This window comes from Vreelandella lionensis (assembly GCF_002087295.1).
GTDB classification, from domain to species: Bacteria; Pseudomonadota; Gammaproteobacteria; order Pseudomonadales; family Halomonadaceae; genus Vreelandella; species Vreelandella lionensis.
The window spans coordinates 217,888-236,059 of record NZ_MWVI01000050.1 but is presented as its reverse complement, the minus strand read 5'-3'; the positions used below and the strand labels follow the sequence as shown (position 1 = coordinate 236,059).

The following is an 18,172-nucleotide window of genomic DNA, read 5'->3' as shown; positions in this document are numbered from 1 at the left end:
ACAACGCCCGCACACTGCGGGCGTTGCTGTTTTTAGAGGTGTTTAGAGCAGAGGTTCAAGACTGCGGATAGCGCACCAATCCCTCCTGCGCCGTCGAGGCCACTAAACGTCCATCGCGGCGATAAATATGGCCCCTCGCCAAGCCCCGTGCGCCACCACTCCAGGGGGAGTCGATGGCGTAGAGCAGCCACTCATCTAGCCGCGTATCTTCGTGCAACCAAATCGCATGGTCGAGACTGGCGATGCGCAGTTTCGGTCGGTGTACTTAATGCCGTGGGGAATCAGGCCGGTGGTCAGCAGATTGAAATCTGACGCATAAGAGAGCAGGTGGCGATGCAGCGCCGGGTCATCCGGTAGCTGCCCACCGGCAAAGCGAAACCACAGGCACTGGCCTGCGGGTGAAGCGCTATCGGGGTTGTCCCTTCAAGTGCAAAAACTCGATAGGGTGGCCAGGGAAGCGCGCGTGCTTGGCATCGCCGCTCTCGATGAGTGCTTCTGGCGTGGGCACTTGTGGCATGGCTCGCTGATGATTGATGCTCTCTTCAGCGCTCTGGAATGAGGCGCTGCAGAAGAAAATCGGTCGCCCTTTCTGAATAGCCGTCACCCGCCGGGTGGTAAAGCTGCCGCCATCGCGGATGGTATCGACCTGATACACCACCGGGCGGTGCGGGTCGCCTGGGCGCAAAAAATAGCCGTGCTGGGAGTGCGGGCGGCGCTCATCCGGCACCGTGCGCGCCGCTGCGGCCAGTGCCTGGCCCAACACTTGGCCGCCATACAGTTGGGGAAAGCCCAAATCTTGGCTCTGGCCGCGAAATAGCGTCTCTTCAAGGGTTTCAAGCTCTAACAAGCTACCCAGTGACTTCAGCGCATCGTTCATTCTCTGTATCCTTGGTGCTGTCTGTTTTCCCGCCGATGATTGCAAGTATACCCAGTGCGGCCATCACGCGATTAAAACGATCGTTTTGCTACCTTAGCGGAGTTTGCCTTGATACGCAGCGATGAAGTTTACATGCACCGCGCCATGGACCAAGCGCACCTGGCGTTTGCCGCCGGGGAAGTGCCGGTGGGCGCGGTGGTGGTGGATGCCCAGGGGGAGATTGTTGGTGCTGGCCACAATGCACCGCTGGCAAGCTGCGACCCCAGCGGCCACGCCGAAGTGCGCGCCTTGCGCGAGGCGAGGCAGCGGCTGGGCAACTACCGTTTAGAGGGCTGTACGCTGTTCGTTACGCTAGAGCCCTGCATGATGTGCGCAGGCGCCATGGTGCATGCGCGCATTGCCCGTTTGGTATACGGCGCGCCCGAACCACGCACGGGCATGGTGGAGTCAAAGGCCAACCTGCTTGCCCAGCCCTGGTTTAAACATCAGATAGAGATTACGGGCGGCGTGCTAGCAGTACCGGCCAAAAGGCTGCTCAAGCAGTTTTTCGCTGAAAAACGTTAGCGCGCGATTACTGCTCAACCGGCGGAATAATATCGAACAGCAATAATGGTTCTTCACTGGCTGGCGTTTGCTCTAGCTGGAAAAACTGTTGTCGGCTGCGCTCCACGTACTCGATCATCTCGTAGTAGCGCCGGATGTTGCGCACGTAGATGACCGGCTCGCCGCCACGGGCATAGCCATGGCGGGTTTGGCTATGCCACCCACGCTCCTGTAAGAGCGGGAGCGCTGCACGAACGTCCTGCCAGCGATCCGGATCGCCGCCGCGCAGCTCGGCAATCTTACGCGCATCGTAAAGGTGGCCAAGGCCTACGTTGTAGGCTGCCATGGCCATGTAGAGCCGGTCATCCCCGGTAATGCTGTCTGGAAGTCGGTCTTTAATACTGCGCAGGTAGCGCGCGCCGCCATCAATACTCTGTGCAGCATCGGTGCGGTCGGCTACGCCCATTTCGCTGGCCGTGGGGTTGGTCAGCATCATTAAGCCGCGAACCCCTGTGGGGGATACAGCGGTGGGGGTCCCAGTTCGACTCCTGGTACCCAACGGCGGCCAGCAGCTTCCAGTCAAAACTGGTGTCGCGAGCGGCCTGCTTAAATAGCTCAGTGTAGTTGGGCAGACGTTCGTCAAGGTGGGCGAGAAACGTTCGAGTGCCCACGTACTCAAGATAGTCATCGTGGCCAAAGTAGCGGCTTACCAACTGCTCCAGAGTGCCGTTCTCTTGCAGCTCTTGAAGAAATTGATTGGCGGCTTCTAAGAATCCAAGTCCGCGGCCGCTGGGCACCGCCCAGGCCAGAGAGAGCGGCTCGCCTAAAAAGAAACCGCGCTCGACGTTAGGCAAAACCAGCCGGTTCAAACGAAACTGATGATCAAAAATAATCGCCGCATCCAGGGTGCCGCTCTCTACCCGTGCCAGCAGTTCGGCCACTTCAAGCTCGTGAGACTCTTTCCAAGTAAGGCTGGGGTAGTCACGTTGTAGAGCGAGCAGCGCTTGGCTGGTGCCCGCTTCGCTTAGCGTGCCAAGTTCCAGGTCGACGAGATCTGCCGGTTCATCGATACCGTTGAGCCCGCGGCGATACACCACCAGCGGCTGCATCTGAATGATGGAGCGGGTGTAGTGAATGCCCGGTGAATCCGCCAGCAGGGGGAGGGCAGCGGCACCTAAGTCGCCCTGCTCGCGCACGGCGGGTAGCACGCTCTCCGGGTGGTGGCTTGCGTTGAGGTTTAGGCTGACCCCCAGGTAGTCCGCAAAGCGGTGCATCAACTCATACTCAAAGCCAGTCGGCCCCTGGCGGCCTTCGTAATAGGTGGTGGGTGTGTTGCGAGTGTGAATAGTGATGAACTCTTTTGCATTAATTTGCGCTAAATGTTCACCGCTTGGTACCGACGAGCTGCGCGGCACCAAAATAAGCAAAAGTGTCGCGATCATCGCGAAATAAGCCCGGTAATAGGCGATAAAATGTTGGTAAATCAATGTCGGCATGATGTCTTGTCAACATGGAACAGTCTGCCACGATACCCAGCCTGATGAACGCTGTCACCTTGTTGATTTCGTGTGGCCGTCGCTTTCCAGTATCATAGCGGGATTGCCGCTTTGCGGCCCGGTGATTTCCTGCTCGAACTCTCCCTGCTTTAGAGGCTCCCAGATATGCTCGAACTGCGAGGCGCACCCGCCCTTTCTGCCTTCCGCCATGAACGGCTGTTAACGGTGTTGCGTGACCGTGTTCCGGAGGTGGAGGCGCTGTCTGCCCATTACGTCCACTTCATTGACCACCACGAAGAGCTCGATCATGCCGCCCAGGAGCGGTTGGCGAAACTGCTGGAGTACGGCCGCCAAGACAGCCAAGAGATTCCCGACAACGCCCAGCGCTTTTTGGTCGTCCCGCGTTTAGGCACCCAGTCACCATGGTCCTCTAAAGCAACCGACATTGCCCACAACTGCGGGCTTAGCCAGATCAGCCGCATTGAGCGCGGCATCGATTATCGCGTAGAGATGCGCGGCGCACCCAGTACTGAGCAGTTGGAAGCGATTAGCGCGCTGCTGCATGACCGCATGACCGAAAACGTACTGGCCGACGTAGCCGAGTCGGGCAAACTGTTCGCCCACCACTCGCCTGCTCCCCTTGGCAGCGTGGATATTCTAGAAGGCGGTCGCGACGCTCTTGCCACGGCTAACCGCGAACTTGGACTTGCGCTGGCAGACGATGAGATCGACTACCTGGTAGCGGCTTTTATCGAGCTAGGCCGCAACCCCAGCGATGTGGAGCTGATGATGTTCGCCCAGGCGAACTCTGAGCACTGTCGCCACAAAATCTTCAATGCAGATTGGGTCATCGACGGCGAAGCCCAGAGCCACTCGCTGTTTAAGATGATCAAGAACACCTTCGCCACGTCACCGGATAACGTGCTCTCTGCGTACAGCGATAACGCGGCGGTGATCAAAGGCAGCCACGGCGGACGCTTCTTCCCCACGCCGCTCACCGGTGCCGAAGGCGAGCGCGCCAGCTACGATGCCCACCAAGAGCCGATCCACATTCTGATGAAGGTGGAGACCCACAACCACCCCACGGCGATTGCACCGTTCCCCGGTGCGGCCACCGGCTCTGGCGGTGAGATTCGGGATGAAGGCGCGACCGGCATCGGCGGCAAGCCGAAAGCAGGTTTGTCCGGCTTTACCGTCTCTAACCTGCGCATTCCTGAATTTGTTCAGCCCTGGGAAGCCTTCGACTACGGCAAGCCCGAGCGCATGCAGTCCGCGCTCAATATCATGCTGGATGGCCCGATTGGCGGTGCCGCGTTCAACAACGAGTTTGGCCGCCCCAACCTGACCGGCTACTTCCGCACCTACGAGCAGGATGCGCTCAGCGAAGGCGGCATCGAGCGTCGCGGCTACCACAAGCCGATCATGATTGCCGGCGGTTACGGCAACATTCGCGCTCAGCACGTGCAAAAAGGCGAGATCCCGGTTGGCGGTAAGCTGATCGGTCATGGGCGGCCCGGCGATGCTGATCGGCCTGGGCGGCGGTGCTGCGTCCAGCATGGCGTGCGGTGAGTCCAGTGAGGATTTGGATTTCGCCTCCGTTCAGCGGGAAAACCCGGAAATCGAGCGTCGTGCCCAAGAAGTCATCGACCGCTGCTGGGCGTTGGGCGACAACAACCCGATTCGCTTTATCCACGATGTCGGTGCGGGCGGGCTGTCTAACGCCTTGCCGGAGCTGGTTAAAGACGGCAACCGTGGCGGTCTGTTTGACCTGCGCGCGGTGCCCAACGCCGAGCCGGGCATGAGCCCGCTGGAAATCTGGTGTAACGAAGCCCAGGAGCGCTACGTACTGGCAGTAGCCCCTGAAGACTTGGATACCTTCGACGCGCTGTGTAAGCGCGAGCGCTGCCCCTACGCGGTAGTGGGCGAAGCCCAGGCGGAGCACCACCTGGAAGTGCGCGACGGCCATTTCGAAACCAAACCGGTCGATCTGCCCATGAGCGTGCTGTTTGGCAAGCCGCCGAAGATGACCCGTTCGTTTGAGCGTCAAACGCCCGAACTCTCTGGCGTCATGCTGGATAACCTGGACCTGCGCGAAGCGATGGACCGGGTGCTGCGCCTGCCCACGGTGGCCTCGAAAAGCTTCCTGATCACTATCGGCGACCGTTCCATCACTGGCCAAGTTGCCCGTGATCAGATGGTAGGCCCCTGGCAGGTGCCGGTAGCCGACGTCGCGGTGACCACTGCGAGCTTCGACACCCACGCCGGTGAAGCCATGGCCATGGGTGAGCGCCCGCCGGTGGCGCTGATCAACCCTGCGGCCAGCGCGCGCTTGGCGGTGGCAGAAGCCATTACCAACCTCGCGGCTGCGCCGATTGCCAAGCTGTCGGATATCAAACTCTCCGCCAACTGGATGAGCGCTGCTGATCACCCCGGTGAAAACCAGGCGCTGTACGACGCCGTTCATGCCGTGGGCATGGAGCTGTGCCCGGCGCTCGGTATCGCCGTGCCGGTGGGCAAGGACTCCATGTCCATGCGCACTGCGTGGCAAGAGGGCGATGACGCCGAAGAGAAGAGCATTACCTCGCCGCTGTCGCTGGTGGTGACCGGCTTTGCACCGGTGACCGACGCGCTGGCGACGCTGACGCCGCAGATCAACCTGGAACAGGATGAGTCTGATCTGATCTTGATCGACCTGGGGAACGGCCAGAACCGTCTTGGCGGCTCGGCGCTGGCGCAGGTCTATGGCCAAGTGGGCGATGAGTGCCCCGATGTGGACGACCCGGAAGATCTGAAAGCGTTTTTCGAAGTGATCCAAGGTCTGAACCGCGACGGTAAGCTGCTGGCTTATCACGACCGCAGCGACGGTGGCCTGTTGGTGACGCTGCTGGAGATGGCTTTTGCCGCGCACGCCGGTCTCGAAATCAAGCTCGACTGGCTGATTGATGAGCCGGTGGAAGCTTTTAATGCGCTCTTCTCCGAAGAGCTGGGCGCGGTGATCCAGGTAAGCCGTGAGCACACTGAAGAGGTGCTGACGCAGTTCGCCATGGCGGGTATCGAAACCTGCGGCGTGATTGCTCGCCCGCGTTACGACGACCAAGTGCGTGTAACGCTGTTTGAAGAGCCGCTGCTGGAAACCACCCGTCAGCTAACCCAGCGTACCTGGTCCGAGACCAGCTACCGCATGCAGGCGCTACGGGATAACCCGGAATGCGCGAAGAACGAGTTCGACAACTTGCTCGACGTTCGCGATCCGGGCCTTAGCGCCGCACCGACTTTCGATATCAACGACGATATCAGCGCGCCCTTTATCAACACCACCAAGCCAGCGGTGGCCGTGCTGCGTGAACAGGGTGTTAACGGTCAGGTAGAGATGGCCTGGGCCTTCCACAAAGCAGGCTTCGACGCGGTGGATGTGCATATGAGCGACATCCTCGAAGGCCGTGTCTCCCTGGAGGAGTTCAAAGGCTTAGTGGCCTGTGGCGGCTTCTCCTATGGCGACGTGCTGGGTGCAGGCGGCGGCTGGGCCAAGTCAGTGCTATTCAATGAGCGCGCCCGCGAGCAGTTTGAAGCCTTCTTCAACCGCGACGACAGCTTCTCGCTGGGCGTGTGTAACGGCTGCCAGATGCTCTCGCAGCTCAAAACGCTGATCCCCGGTGCGGAAAATTGGCCTGCCTTTGTGCGCAACGAGTCCGAGCAGTTTGAGGCCCGCGTTGCGATGGCACGGGTAGAGAAGAGCCCCTCTATTCTACTGGCGGGCATGGAAGGCTCCAAGCTGCCTATCGCCGTTGCTCACGGGGAGGGCCGCGCCGAGTTCCGCGACACGGCGCACCTGCGTAGCATGCAGTCGAGTAGCCAAATTGCCCTGCGCTACATCGACAACTACGGTCAGGTCACTACGCGCTACCCGGCCAACCCCAATGGCTCGCCGTCGGGCATTACCGGCCTGACTACGCCGGATGGCCGCGTGACGATCATGATGCCACACCCCGAGCGGGTGACCCGTGCGGTCACCAACTCCTGGCGTCCGGCGGAGTGGACCGAAGATGGTGCGTGGCTGCGCCTGTTCCGCAATGCGCGGGTCTGGCTGGGCTAACATCATGTGACCAACCCGAAAGGTGATGGATGACACATCCTGAAAAGGCGGCCTCCGGGCCGCCTTTCTTGGCTAACACGGCAGCGCCTTCGCTGCGCCCCTACCAAACCGAGGCGGTAAAGCGGGTAGTCAGCCACTTTCGCGCCACCAGCGCCCCCGCCGTGGTGGTGCTGCCGACGGGCAGCGGCAAGTCGCTGGTGATCGCTGAACTGGCGAGGCTAGCCCGTGGGCGGGTGCTGGTGCTGGCCCACGTGCGCGAGCTGGTGGAGCAGAACCACGCCAAGTACCAAGCGTACGGCTTAGAGGCGGATATCTTTAGCGCCGGGTTAAAGCGCAAAGAGGCTAGCCGCCAAGTGGTGTTTGGCTCGGTGCAGTCGGTGGTGCGCAACCTGGAGCAGTTCAACGACGCCAGCTTTACTCTGCTAGTGATCGACGAGTGCCATCGGGTATCGCTGGAGGAGGACTCCAGCTATCGGCAGGTGATCGAGCACCTGCGGAGCCAGAACCCGCAGCTAAAAATCCTCGGCCTAACCGCCACACCGTTTCGTTTGGGGCAGGGCTTTATCTACCATCGCCACCACCACGGTATGGTGCGCGGTTCAGAAGAGAGCTTTTTTGCCGACTGCGTGTTCGAGCAGCCGCTGCGCCTGATGGTCAAACAGGGCTTTTTGGCCGCGCCCAAGCGGCTGGTTATGGCCATTGAAGGGTACGACTTCTCGGCGCTGGCGCCCTCGTCCAGCGGGCTTTTTCGGGAGGAGGAGCTCAACCGGGTGGTGGCGGGTAACCGGGCGACACCGGGCATCATTGCCCAAGTGGTGGAGTACGCTGCCGACCGCCAGGGGGTGATGATTTTCGCCGCGACGGTGGCCCACGCCGAAGAGATCATGGGCTATCTGCCCGCCGAGCAGGCCGCGCTGATTACCGGTGCGACCGCCTCGGCCGAGCGCACCGCGCTGATCGATGCGTTTAAAGCGCGCCAACTGAAGTATTTGGTCAACGTGGCGGTGCTGACCACCGGCTTCGATGCCCCCCACGTCGATCTGATCGCGATTCTGCGGCCCACCGAGTCGGTTAGCCTGTATCAGCAGATTGTGGGTCGCGGGCTGCGCCTCTCGCCGGGCAAAGAGGAGTGCTTGATTCTCGACTATGCGGGCAACCCGTGGGATCTCTACGCCCCGGAAGTAGGCGAACCCAAGCCGGATAGCGATAGCGAACCGGTGCAGGTGCCCTGCCCGGACTGCGGTCACGCGAACCTGTTTTGGGGCAAGCGCGACGGCGAGCTGGTGATCGAACACTTCGGCCGCCGCTGCCAGGGGCTGATTGAGGATGACGCAGGGCGCCGCCGCCAGTGCGAGTTTCGCTTTCGCTTCAAAGTATGCGACGAGTGCGGCGCTGAGAACGATATTGCCGCCCGTCGCTGTCATGGCTGCGAGAAGCTGCTCGTGGACGCTGACGACAAGCTCAAGGATGCGCTGAAGCTAAAAGATGCCAAGGTGCTGCGCGTCAGCGGCATGCAGTTAGAGGCGACCACCAATGGTCGTGGGCTGCCGCGCCTAAAAGCCACCTACCACGATGAAGATGGCGAAAGCCTGAGCGAATGGTTTGCCTTAGAAACCCCGGCCCAGCGCCGCGCGTTTTATGCCGTATTTTTGCGTGCCCACCTACGCGCGCCAGGCGGTCAATGGCAACCGACGACGCCTGATGAGGTCGTCAACGAGCAGCGCCGATTGCGCCACCCGGATTTTGTGGTGGGGCGAAAGGTAGGCCGACACTTTCAAATCCGCGATAAGCTGTTTGATTATCAAGGGCGCTATCGTAAAGCCGCCGATGCTGGCTAGATGCCGCGCTGAAAGCGCGCTGTTACACTGCTGTTTTCCCACTCATCAACGAAGGATTCGACCCGCGTGAGCGAGACGCCAAGCGCAGCGCCAGACCAGGACCAAGACGTGGCGGAGTCTACTGCCGAGCCGGTGGTGGAGGCGCTTGGGCGTCTGTTTGATGAGCCCATCATGCAACTGCCGGAAGACCTCTATATTCCCCCCGAGGCACTGCGGGTCTTTCTGGAAGCCTTCGAAGGGCCGCTGGATCTGCTGCTGTATTTAATTCGGCGGCAGAACCTGGATATTCTGACCATCAACGTGGCCACCATCACCCACCAGTACATTGAGTACGTGGAGCTGATGAAAGCCATGGAGATCGAGCTGGCGGGTGAGTCCCTGCTAATGGCTGCCATGCTGGCGGAGATTAAATCCCGGACGCTGCTGCCGCGCCCGCCGAAAGCGGAGGGCGAGGAGGAGGAGGACCCCCGCGCCGAGCTGATTCGTCGCTTACAGGAGTACGAGCGCCTGAAAGAGGCCGCCGAGGCGCTGGATACGCTGCCCCGCGTAGGCCGGGACTGGTTCAGCGTACAGGCGGGCTTGCCGCCGTTGGAAACGCGGGTGATCCATCCCGATGTGGAGCTTGATGAGCTGCTGGGAGCGCTGTCCGATATTCTCAAGCGCGCTGAGCTGGCCCAGGCCCACCAGATCAGCCGTGAAGTGCTCTCCACCCGCGAGCGGATGCTGAAAATCATGGAGAAGCTCAGTCAGGATGGCGAGGGCGGCCGTTATACGCCGTTTGAAGCGCTGTTTACCCTGGAAGAGGGTAAGGCCGGTGTAGTCGTGACCTTTATGGCTATTTTAGAGCTGGCCAAAGAAGCCATGATTGAGATTGTCCAAAATGCACCGCTGTCGCCCATTCATGTGCGTGCCCGCCAAGCGGCGCTGGCCGATGGGGAAGAGGACGCATTCGAGCGTTTGGAAGAGAAACAAGGCGATGCCGCCTCGGCATTCGAAGAGTCCGCGTTTGAACCTGACGAGGAGTCGCGGTGAAAGACACCACGTTAGACGACATTATTGAAGCGGCGCTGCTAGCAGCGGGTGAACCGTTGCCGGTTGAGCGCCTGGAAACGCTATTTTTGGGCCGATGAGTGCCCTTCCCGCAAAGCGTTGAGGGAGGCGCTGTCACGGCTGGCGCTGCGCCACGAACATGGCCCGCTCGAGCTGGTCGAGACCGCCTCTGGCTTTCAGCTACGCATTCGCCCACGCTTGGCCCACTGGGTCTCGCGGCTGTGGCACGAGCGCCCCCAGCGCTACTCTCGAGCACTCTTGGAAACGCTGGCGCTAATTGCCTACCGTCAACCGGTGACTCGGGGTGATATCGAAGATGTGCGCGGTGTGAGCGGCAGCAGTTCGATCATTCGCACGCTTATGGAGCGCGGCTGGATACGCGTGGTGGGTCACCGGGACGTGCCGGGTCGCCCGGCGGTGTATGCCACCACGCGCAGCTTTTTGGATGACTTCGGGCTGAAAACCCTGGATGCGCTGCCGCCTATGCATACCCTGGTCAACGGCGACGACCCCGAAGCGTTTTCTCTGGAGGAGGCATCATCCGAACAAAACCCGCCGCCAGCACTGGACGAAACGCCGGAAAGCGTGCAGAATGCGCCACCCCAGAAAGATGAGAATACGTCGGCAGAGAGTGCCGACCACCACGCCGAGACGGCGTTAACCCAGCCGCTCAGCTTTGCCGATTTAGAGGCACGGCTGGCGGCACGTGCGCAGCGTCAACATGAGGACGCTGACACGCAGACCAACGATGTGAGGTCAGACGACCATGAGTGAAAGTAACAACACCACGCCGCCTACCAGCGAAAAACTGCAAAAAGTGCTGGCCCGCGCGGGCCTTGCCTCCCGCCGTGAAATGGAAACCGCCATTTCCGATGGACGGGTGAAGGTGAATAGCCAAGTGGCCAAACTGGGCGACCGAGTGGAAGCGCGGGATAAGGTCAGCTTTGATGACCGCCCGGTGACGCTGCGTCCGGAAGAGGAAGTGCCGCGCCGGGTCATTATGTACAACAAGCCGGAAAGCGAGCTGTGCACCCGTAAAGACCCGGAAGGCCGTCGCACGGTCTTTGAGCGGCTGCCGCGCTTGAAAGGCGAGCGCTGGATTGCCATTGGCCGTTTGGACATCAACACCAGCGGTTTGCTGCTGTTGACCACCGACGGTGAACTTGCCAACCGCTTGATGCACCCCTCTACCCAAGTAGAGCGTGAGTACGCGGTGCGGGTCATGGGCGACGTCAAGCGTGAGCATATCGTCGCTATGGTCGACGGTGTGATGCTGGAAGATGGCCCGGCGCGCTTTACCGACGTGCAGGAGTTTGGTGGCGTAGGCATCAACACTTGGTTCCACGTGGTGATTCTGGAGGGCCGCAACCGTGAAGTGCGCCGCCTGTGGGAGTCCCAGGGGCTTACCGCTAGCCGCCTGAAGCGTGTGCGCTATGGCAATATCTTCCTCGACAAGCGGGCGAAAGCCGGTGAGTGGGTCGAACTCTCTCCGGATGAGGTGGATGACTTAGCGACGCTGGCCAACCTGGAAACCCGCAAAGTGCCTGAGCTGACGCCAGACGAGAAGAATCGCTGGAGCCGCGACAAGCATAAGCGTCGGCCGGTGCAGGCGATGCGCAAGCCGAAACCCAAGCGCGGTTAAGCTAGGCGCGGTTCAAGCAGTGCGCTCTGCACGGGGTAAGGCTTTTTTGGCACCGTGCAGAGCAGTAGATGTAGACGAAAGATAAAAAAGGGCTTGTTATTCACAAGCCGTATCCGTACTATATGCATCCGTTCGGACTCGTAGGTTCGAATCCTACACGACCCACCATCCGAAATAAGCAAACGCATCAGGTAGTAGTCCCACCAATGCTTTGTTTTCAATATGTGTTTTGATGTGAGTTAGTGTAGTATTTGCTAGTCGTTTTTGATTAGCGCAGCAAAATTTGGGTCGTTAGCTCAGTTGGTAGAGCAGTTGACTTTTAATCAATTGGTCGTAGGCTCGAATCCTACACGACCCACCAAATTTAACGCCCTTGGCAGCTTGCTGCCAGGGGCGTTTTGCTATGCACGTTTTGCCGCGCTGCAACGTGACTTTCTGCTTGCAGCGGGCAACGATTGTCCACCACAATATGATGACAATAACGTGATTGCCACGGTGGTGCAGTGGTGAGAAGCGTGTTGAGAAGCATAGATAGTTAGAAGCATAGTGAAAAACGTATTGGTTAACGCATAAATCGATAGATCGTTTGGCTGCCGAAGATGTCACGGCAGCCCTGGCTCCACAGGGGCCAGGTTGGTGACGTGCCACCGCGAGAGACGCAGCGGCCGTTGCCCCCGAGTGCGGCGCATGCGGAGCGCATACGCCGTGACTGGTGTTTAACAGGGGGATTCCCTGTTCGTCACAGTGGTAAACACGATGACTATTATGACCTCTCAAGCTGAGCTAGACGCTCCGCTACCAAGCCCGTACTGCCCTACCCGTATCCCTGCGGAAGACGAAGCGCGAGTGGCTGAAATCAAGCAGTTGCTCAAGGCGAATAACGCCGTTTTGGTAGCGCATTACTACACCGACGATGCCATTCAGCAGCTTGCTGAAGAGACTGGCGGCTGTGTGGCTGACTCCCTGGAAATGGCCCGCTTCGGTGCCCGTCACGATGCCACAACGCTGGTGGTTGCTGGCGGCGTTTCATGGGCGAAACGGCCAAGATCCTCTCCCCCGAAAAGCGCGTGTTGATGCCAACGCTCGAAGCGACCTGCTCCTTGGATATCGGTTGCCCTATCGATGAGTTCAGCGCGTTCTGCGACGCCCACCCGGATCGTACCGTGGTGGTGTATGCAAACACCTCGGCGGCGGTGAAGGCGCGTGCCGATTGGGTCGTGACCTCTTCGATTGCCGTTGAGGTCATTGAGCATCTGCAGGCGAAGGGTGAAAAGATTTTGTGGGCACCGGATAAGCATCTGGGTGGCTATATTCAGAAAAAAACCGGTGCCGACATGCTGATGTGGGACGGTGCCTGCATCGTGCACGAGGAGTTCAAGGCGAAAGGCATTCAAGACTTGAAGCGTCTGTATCCGGATGCCGCCGTGCTTGTCCACCCGGAGTCGCCGGAGGCTGTTGTGCAACTGGCCGATGTGGCTGGCTCTACCTCCCAGCTCATCAAAGCAGCCCAAACGCTGCCCAATGAAAAGCTGATTTGGCCACTGACCGGGGCATTTTCTTCAAGATGCAGCAGGCGGTGCCTGAGAAAACGCTCTTTGAAGCGCCCACGGCAGGCAACGGTGCGACGTGCCGCAGCTGTGCTCACTGCCCCTGGATGGCGATGAACGCGCTGGATAATCTGGCTGGCGCGCTGCGTGAAGGCAGCGGCGAGGTCTTTTTTAATGATGCCTTGCGTCAGCAGGCGTTAAAGCCCCTGGAGCGTATGCTGAACTTTAACGCTTAAACATCAGTACTTAAATATCAGCGGTTTAACATCAGTACAACGTTTCTGCCGTAAGCCAAAAGCCCGAACGCGATGCGTCGGGCTTTTTTGTATGTTTTGTATGTGCTTCAGGGCGCTAAAACTTCTCTAGCGCCTCTCGGTACTCAAGAAACGCTTCTCTGCGCTGTTCAATGCGCGCTAGCGCCTGAGTGTCGTTTTCCTGCTGGGCGGCGTCTTTGGCAATACCCAAACTGTCGAATGCCGCGGTCCACTCGGCCGGTGAGCTGCAGGTGCTCGGCGCGGGCCAGGTGACCCCAGCCGTTAAACCCGCTGCGCCCGGCGGCCTCTGCCAGCAGGTTGAAGCCCTGTGGGCTTTCCGGGTGCTGCGTGGTGATATCACGAAGCAGGTCGTAAGCCGCTGCTGGATCGCGCTGTAGCTGCGCCTCCGCCAGGGTCAGCTGAGCCGGCAGATAGTTAGGCATCAGCCGCAGTAAACGCTGGCTGCGGGCAATAGCCTCATCATAGCGTTGGGCTTCCAGGGCTACGTTCGCCGCGGAGGCGGGCAGCATGCCGTAATCAGGAAGCTCGTTGGCAAGCTGGTCGAGAGTGTTTGCAGTGCGCGGTCGGTTTGGCCATTGTGCGCATCAATGAGTGCATTGATATAACGCAGCGCAGGCTCCTCGGCATCTTCCTGCGCCAGCCGCGAAGCCGCTTGTTGGGGCGTGTTGCGGTAAATGCTCAGCAGGGCGCGAGCGCGCATCATGTCGTAGAGCGTATCGCTGGTGTAGCGGCTGGCCACGCTAAGCTGAGAAACCCGCGCTTGGGCGTCGCTCAGGCGGCTATCTGACACAGGGTGGGTCAATAGAAATTCAGGCGGCGTGCCACCTTGAAGCCGCGACAGGCGCTGCATGGTATCGAACATGCGCACCATGGCTTCTGGGTCGTAGCCTGCTTCTGCCATGGCCTGTAGGCCAATACGGTCGGCCTCTTGCTCAAAACGTCTGGAGTAGGCGAGCTGGTCCTGAATAAGCGCTGCCTGAGAGCCCATGGCGGTGGCAATGCCCGCATCGCCACCGCCGCTGGCAGCAATCAGCATACCGGCCAGCATGGCCGCCATGGCGGGCAGCTGGGTCTGTTCGGCGCGGGCGCTGCCTCGGGCGTAATGTCGCTGGGAAAGGTGCCCAAGCTCGTGGGCAATCACTGATACAAAAGCGCCTTCATCTTCGGCAAAGGCAAACAGCCCTGAATTAATGCCCACCACGCCGCCGGGCACCGCAAACGCATTGAGCGAACGGTTATCCACCATCACCGTGGTGGTTTGCAGGCTGCCGAGCTGGCTGTAGGGTGCCAAACGTGCCACTAAACTCTCTAAATAATCGCTGACTATGGGGTCCTGCCACTGGGGGGCCTGAGCGCGGAACTGGCGCAGCCATGCGCGGCCAAGACGAAACTCCTCATTGCTTACCGATGCCGATGCGCCCCCTAGACTGGGCAGTTGATAGTCGTCATAGCTGTGGCTGGGCAAGCTAACGCACAAAGCGCTGAGCGAGAGCGCGAGCGTGCAGGCCCAGCGAGAGTAGGCGGGTCTAAAATGCAGCATGACATCCCCATTCGTTCGAATAATAGGCGCGGCTAACAACGGTGTGACATTGATTCAGGCAGGGAAGTGCCGTTAAATCAATTTCACGGCGGGCATCGCGAAAAAACAGTTTATGCAACAATGCTGCTGTTATGTAGTCATTGAACGATTTAGCAACATATGAAGCAGCATTTTGAGGGAGAGGGTATGTCTGAGCAAACAGCGTCTGGGTTAGCCGAAGGGGTTCAGCCCGATAGGGTATTGGACGCCACCGGATTGCACTGCCCGCTACCGCTGCTAAAGGCGAAGCAGGCACTGGCAGGCCTTGCGCCAGGCCAACTGCTGGAAGTAAGTGCGACCGATGCGGGCTCTTGGCGGGATATGGCGGCATTTACCGAACTAAGCGACCACGTGATGGAGGCGCGGGTACAGCGCGGCGACGTGTATTTTTTTTGGATACGTAAAGCAGGGAACACCCACTCATGACCATGCGCAGTATTCTGAAAAGTTGGGTAGAGCGCTACTTTTCAGACGAAGAGGCGTTAATTCTTCTGGTGGTGCTGGTGGCAGGGTTTGCCGCCATTATTTGGTTTGGCCGCATGTTGGCACCGTTCTTTACCGCGTTGGTGCTGGCGTTTTTACTGCAAGGCGTGGTTAGCGCGCTCACGCGACGTCGAGTGCCGCATTTGCTGGCTGTCATTATGGTGTTTTTGGCATTTGTCAGCGTGCTGCTCACGCTAGCGTTTATCTTGATGCGGCTGATCTGGAATCAGCTGGTCGGGCTCGTTCAAGAGACGCCGCGCATGTTTGCCAGCGGCCAGGGGTGGCTAGATCAGTTGCAGGAGCGCTTCCCTAATATCGTGACGCCTGATCAGATGCAGAGCTGGATTGGCGTCGCCGGGCGGGAAATTAGCCAGCTAGGTCAGCGCGCCTTGACGCTCTCGTTGACCTCGCTTGGCAATGTCATGTCGTTGATCATCTATTTGGTGTTAGTGCCGATTTTGGTCTTTTTTATGCTGAAAGATCGTGAGGCGCTGGTGGGCTTTACGCTCTCGCTGCTGCCGCAGAAGCGTACGCTGCTGACGCGCATCTGGCATGAAATGGATCGCCAAATCGCCAACTATATCCGCGGTAAGTCCATTGAGATCGTCATCCGGCACGGTGGCGTATATCACCTTTGCCTTTTTTGGCTTGCCCTATACGGCGCTACTGGCCGTGCTGGTCGGTTTTTCCGTATTGGTGCCCTACATTGGCGCGGCGGTGGCAACCATCCCCGTGGCGGCGGTAGCGGGCTTCCATTTCGGTATTAGCGAGCAGTTTGTCTACGTTTTAGTGGCCTACGGCGTGCTGCAGGCACTGGATGGCAACGTACTTGCCCCTGTGCTGTTCTCAGAAACCAACAATATCCACCCGGTCTCGATTATCGTTGCGGTGCTGTTCTTTGGCGGTATTTGGGGATTCTGGGGGGTGTTTTTGCCATCCCGCTTGCCACGCTGCTGAAAGCGCTGGTGTATGCATGGCCAAGAGGGCTTGAAGGCCGACAAACATCGCAGGTGCCACCGCTGAAGCAGGATTAGCCGTGAGCATGGCTGTGCCCCGATATGGGCACAGCCAGCGGTGCATTATTACTGGCTATTAAGTGCCTGCGCCGCGCTTAGTACCTCATCTACGTGGCCAGGAACTTTAACGCCGCGCCACTCTTGGGCAAGCTTGCCATCCTGGTCGATCAAGAAGGTGCTACGCTCGATGCCCAGGTGCTCTTTGCCGTACATTTTCTTGAGTTTGATCACATCAAACAGCTGACAAACGGTTTCGTCTTTGTCGGAAATCAGTTCAAAATTGAAATCCTGCTTGGCTTTGAAGTTTTCCTGGGCGCGCAGACCGTCCCGGGAGACACCGATGACCACGGTGTTGGCGGCATCGAAGGCAGTTTTGCGATCACGGAAGTCGCCGCCCTCGGTGGTGCAGCCTGGCGTGCTGGCTTTCGGATAGAAGTAGATGACTACCTGCTTGCCACGCAGTTCCGACAGCGTGATGGTGGTGTCGCCGGTGGCTGGGGCGGAAAAATCAGGGACGGGCTGGCCGAGTTCAATCGCCATAAAGGCTCCTTATGGGGGGTGACTTTCATAGAAAATTACACGCAAGCGCTGCGCTGCTGTCAAAGCGTTAAGTAAACTCGCAGCGCTTTACGCTGTACAGGCTCGAATCGCCTGAGTACCATTTGCTGTTTGTGGGCAGGGGTGATCGCGCTCCTTCAAAGTATCAACGCCGCGTCTTAACCCAATGTACGTCATTGCACCCTACGTGGCAGCTTGATTTCAACTTTTTGCAGGTGAGGAAAATACGGATGATCACAGGCAGCATTGTCGCCCTGGCGACGCCGATGAAAGTCAATGGCGACATCGACTGGGAGGCGCTTCGTCGTCTGGTGAACTTCCACCTCGATAATGGCACTGATGCCATCGTCGCTGCGGGCACCACGGGTGAACCCACGACCATGTCCTTTGCTGAGCACTTTGATGTGATCCGCAGCGTGGTTGAAGAAGTCAATGGTCGCATTCCTGTCATTGCCGGTACCGGGGCGAACGCTACCTCGGAAGCCGTTGAGCTGGCGCGCTACGCCAGTGAAGTGGGCGCGGACTACTGCCTATCCGTCTGCCCCTACTACAATAAGCCTACCCAGGAAGGCCTGTACCAGCACTTTAAAGCGGTCGCTGAAGGCAGCAAACTTCCGGTCATTATGTACAACGTTCCTGGCCGCACTTGCTCCGATCTCTACAACGAGACGGTGGTGCGCTTAGCGGAAGTGAACAACATTATCGGCCTGAAAGATGCCACCGGGAACCTTGAGCGCGCTGAGGATCTAATCTCACGCCTGAAAGGCAGCGATTTCATGCTCTACTCGGGTGATGACGCAACGGCCTGCGATTTCATGCTAATGGGTGGGCATGGCGATATCTCCGTGACCGCGAACGTTGCCCCCAAAGCCATGCATGACTTGTGCGCGGCTGCTGTGGCTGGCGATGCCGACAAGGCTCACCAAATTAATACGCGCTTGATGCCGCTGCACACTAACCTAGGCATTGAATCTAATCCCATTCCCGTAAAGTGGGCGCTGCACCGCATGGGTTACATGGAAGCAGGTATTCGTCTGCCGCTGACGTGGCTGTCGGAGAAGTACCACGGCACGGTAAGCGAAGCACTGCAGCTGGCGGGCGTCGTAGAGGAGTAACCCGGCGCTCGAAACCCTTTTGCTACCCGGTGATGGCATGGCCTTCCGGGTAACTGACCT

General features: G+C 59.2%; 8 protein-coding genes, 1 tRNA gene and 6 pseudogenes. 11 read left to right on the top strand and 4 right to left on the bottom strand.

Annotated elements, in window-relative coordinates; genetic code table 11:
• Positions 1 to 55: 55 nt before the first annotated feature.
• Positions 56 to 877 (bottom strand): annotated as a pseudogene (locus B4967_RS06765) (acyl-CoA thioesterase).
• Between the two features lie 111 nt (positions 878 to 988).
• Here B4967_RS06765 and tadA point away from each other — a divergent pair.
• Positions 989 to 1,441, top strand: a complete 453-nt coding sequence (gene tadA / locus B4967_RS06760; RefSeq protein WP_207953594.1) for a tRNA adenosine(34) deaminase TadA — start codon at positions 989 to 991, stop codon at positions 1,439 to 1,441.
• Between the two features lie 7 nt (positions 1,442 to 1,448).
• On the opposite strand, the pseudogene mltF reads toward tadA, so the two are convergent.
• Positions 1,449 to 2,916, bottom strand: a pseudogene (gene mltF / locus B4967_RS06755) (membrane-bound lytic murein transglycosylase MltF).
• Positions 2,917 to 3,081: 165 nt separating this feature from the next.
• On the opposite strand from mltF, the pseudogene purL reads away from it, so the two are divergent.
• From purL to nadA, 7 genes and pseudogenes are all read left to right on the top strand, one after another.
• Positions 3,082 to 7,009 (top strand): annotated as a pseudogene (gene purL / locus B4967_RS06750) (phosphoribosylformylglycinamidine synthase).
• 29 nt (positions 7,010 to 7,038) lie between these two features.
• Entirely contained in the window at positions 7,039 to 8,847 is a 1,809-nt protein-coding gene (radD, locus tag B4967_RS06745) for a DNA repair helicase RadD (protein ID WP_083024315.1), read from the top strand.
• A 66-nt stretch (positions 8,848 to 8,913) separates the two neighbouring features.
• A complete protein-coding gene (locus B4967_RS06740; RefSeq protein ID WP_083024313.1) occupies positions 8,914 to 9,879 on the top strand; it encodes a segregation and condensation protein A in 966 nt (321 codons plus the stop codon).
• A 63-nt stretch (positions 9,880 to 9,942) separates the two neighbouring features.
• Entirely contained in the window at positions 9,943 to 10,671 is a 729-nt protein-coding gene (scpB, locus tag B4967_RS06735) for an SMC-Scp complex subunit ScpB (RefSeq protein WP_422821845.1), read from the top strand.
• A complete protein-coding gene (gene rluB / locus B4967_RS06730) occupies positions 10,664 to 11,539 on the top strand; it encodes a 23S rRNA pseudouridine(2605) synthase RluB (protein ID WP_083024312.1) in 876 nt (291 codons plus the stop codon). The genes scpB and rluB overlap by 8 nt, the downstream gene beginning before the upstream one ends.
• Before the next feature lie 285 nt (positions 11,540 to 11,824).
• Positions 11,825 to 11,900 (top strand) — tRNA-Lys (locus B4967_RS06725).
• A 395-nt stretch (positions 11,901 to 12,295) separates the two neighbouring features.
• Positions 12,296 to 13,322 (top strand): annotated as a pseudogene (nadA, locus tag B4967_RS06715) (quinolinate synthase NadA).
• A 115-nt stretch (positions 13,323 to 13,437) separates the two neighbouring features.
• Here the strand turns inward: nadA and B4967_RS06710 are convergent.
• A pseudogene (locus B4967_RS06710) lies at positions 13,438 to 14,901 on the bottom strand (M48 family metalloprotease).
• 186 nt (positions 14,902 to 15,087) lie between these two features.
• Between B4967_RS06710 and B4967_RS06705 the strand changes: the two are divergent.
• On the top strand, positions 15,088 to 15,366 hold the full coding sequence (locus B4967_RS06705; RefSeq protein WP_083024308.1) for a sulfurtransferase TusA family protein: 279 nt from the start codon (positions 15,088 to 15,090) through the stop codon (positions 15,364 to 15,366).
• A pseudogene (locus B4967_RS06700) lies at positions 15,363 to 16,457 on the top strand (AI-2E family transporter). The gene B4967_RS06705 and the pseudogene B4967_RS06700 overlap by 4 nt, the downstream one beginning before the upstream one ends.
• Positions 16,458 to 16,505: 48 nt before the next feature.
• Here B4967_RS06700 and B4967_RS06695 read toward each other — a convergent pair.
• Positions 16,506 to 16,979: a peroxiredoxin gene (locus B4967_RS06695; protein WP_083024306.1), complete on the bottom strand. Its 474-nt coding sequence runs from the start codon at positions 16,977 to 16,979 to the stop codon at positions 16,506 to 16,508.
• Positions 16,980 to 17,227: 248 nt separating this feature from the next.
• Here B4967_RS06695 and dapA point away from each other — a divergent pair, with 248 nt between their 5' ends.
• Positions 17,228 to 18,112 carry a 4-hydroxy-tetrahydrodipicolinate synthase gene (dapA, locus tag B4967_RS06690; RefSeq protein WP_044628736.1) on the top strand — a complete coding sequence of 295 codons (885 nt, stop codon included), beginning with the start codon at positions 17,228 to 17,230 and terminating at the stop codon, positions 18,110 to 18,112.
• Positions 18,113 to 18,172 lie beyond the last annotated feature (60 nt).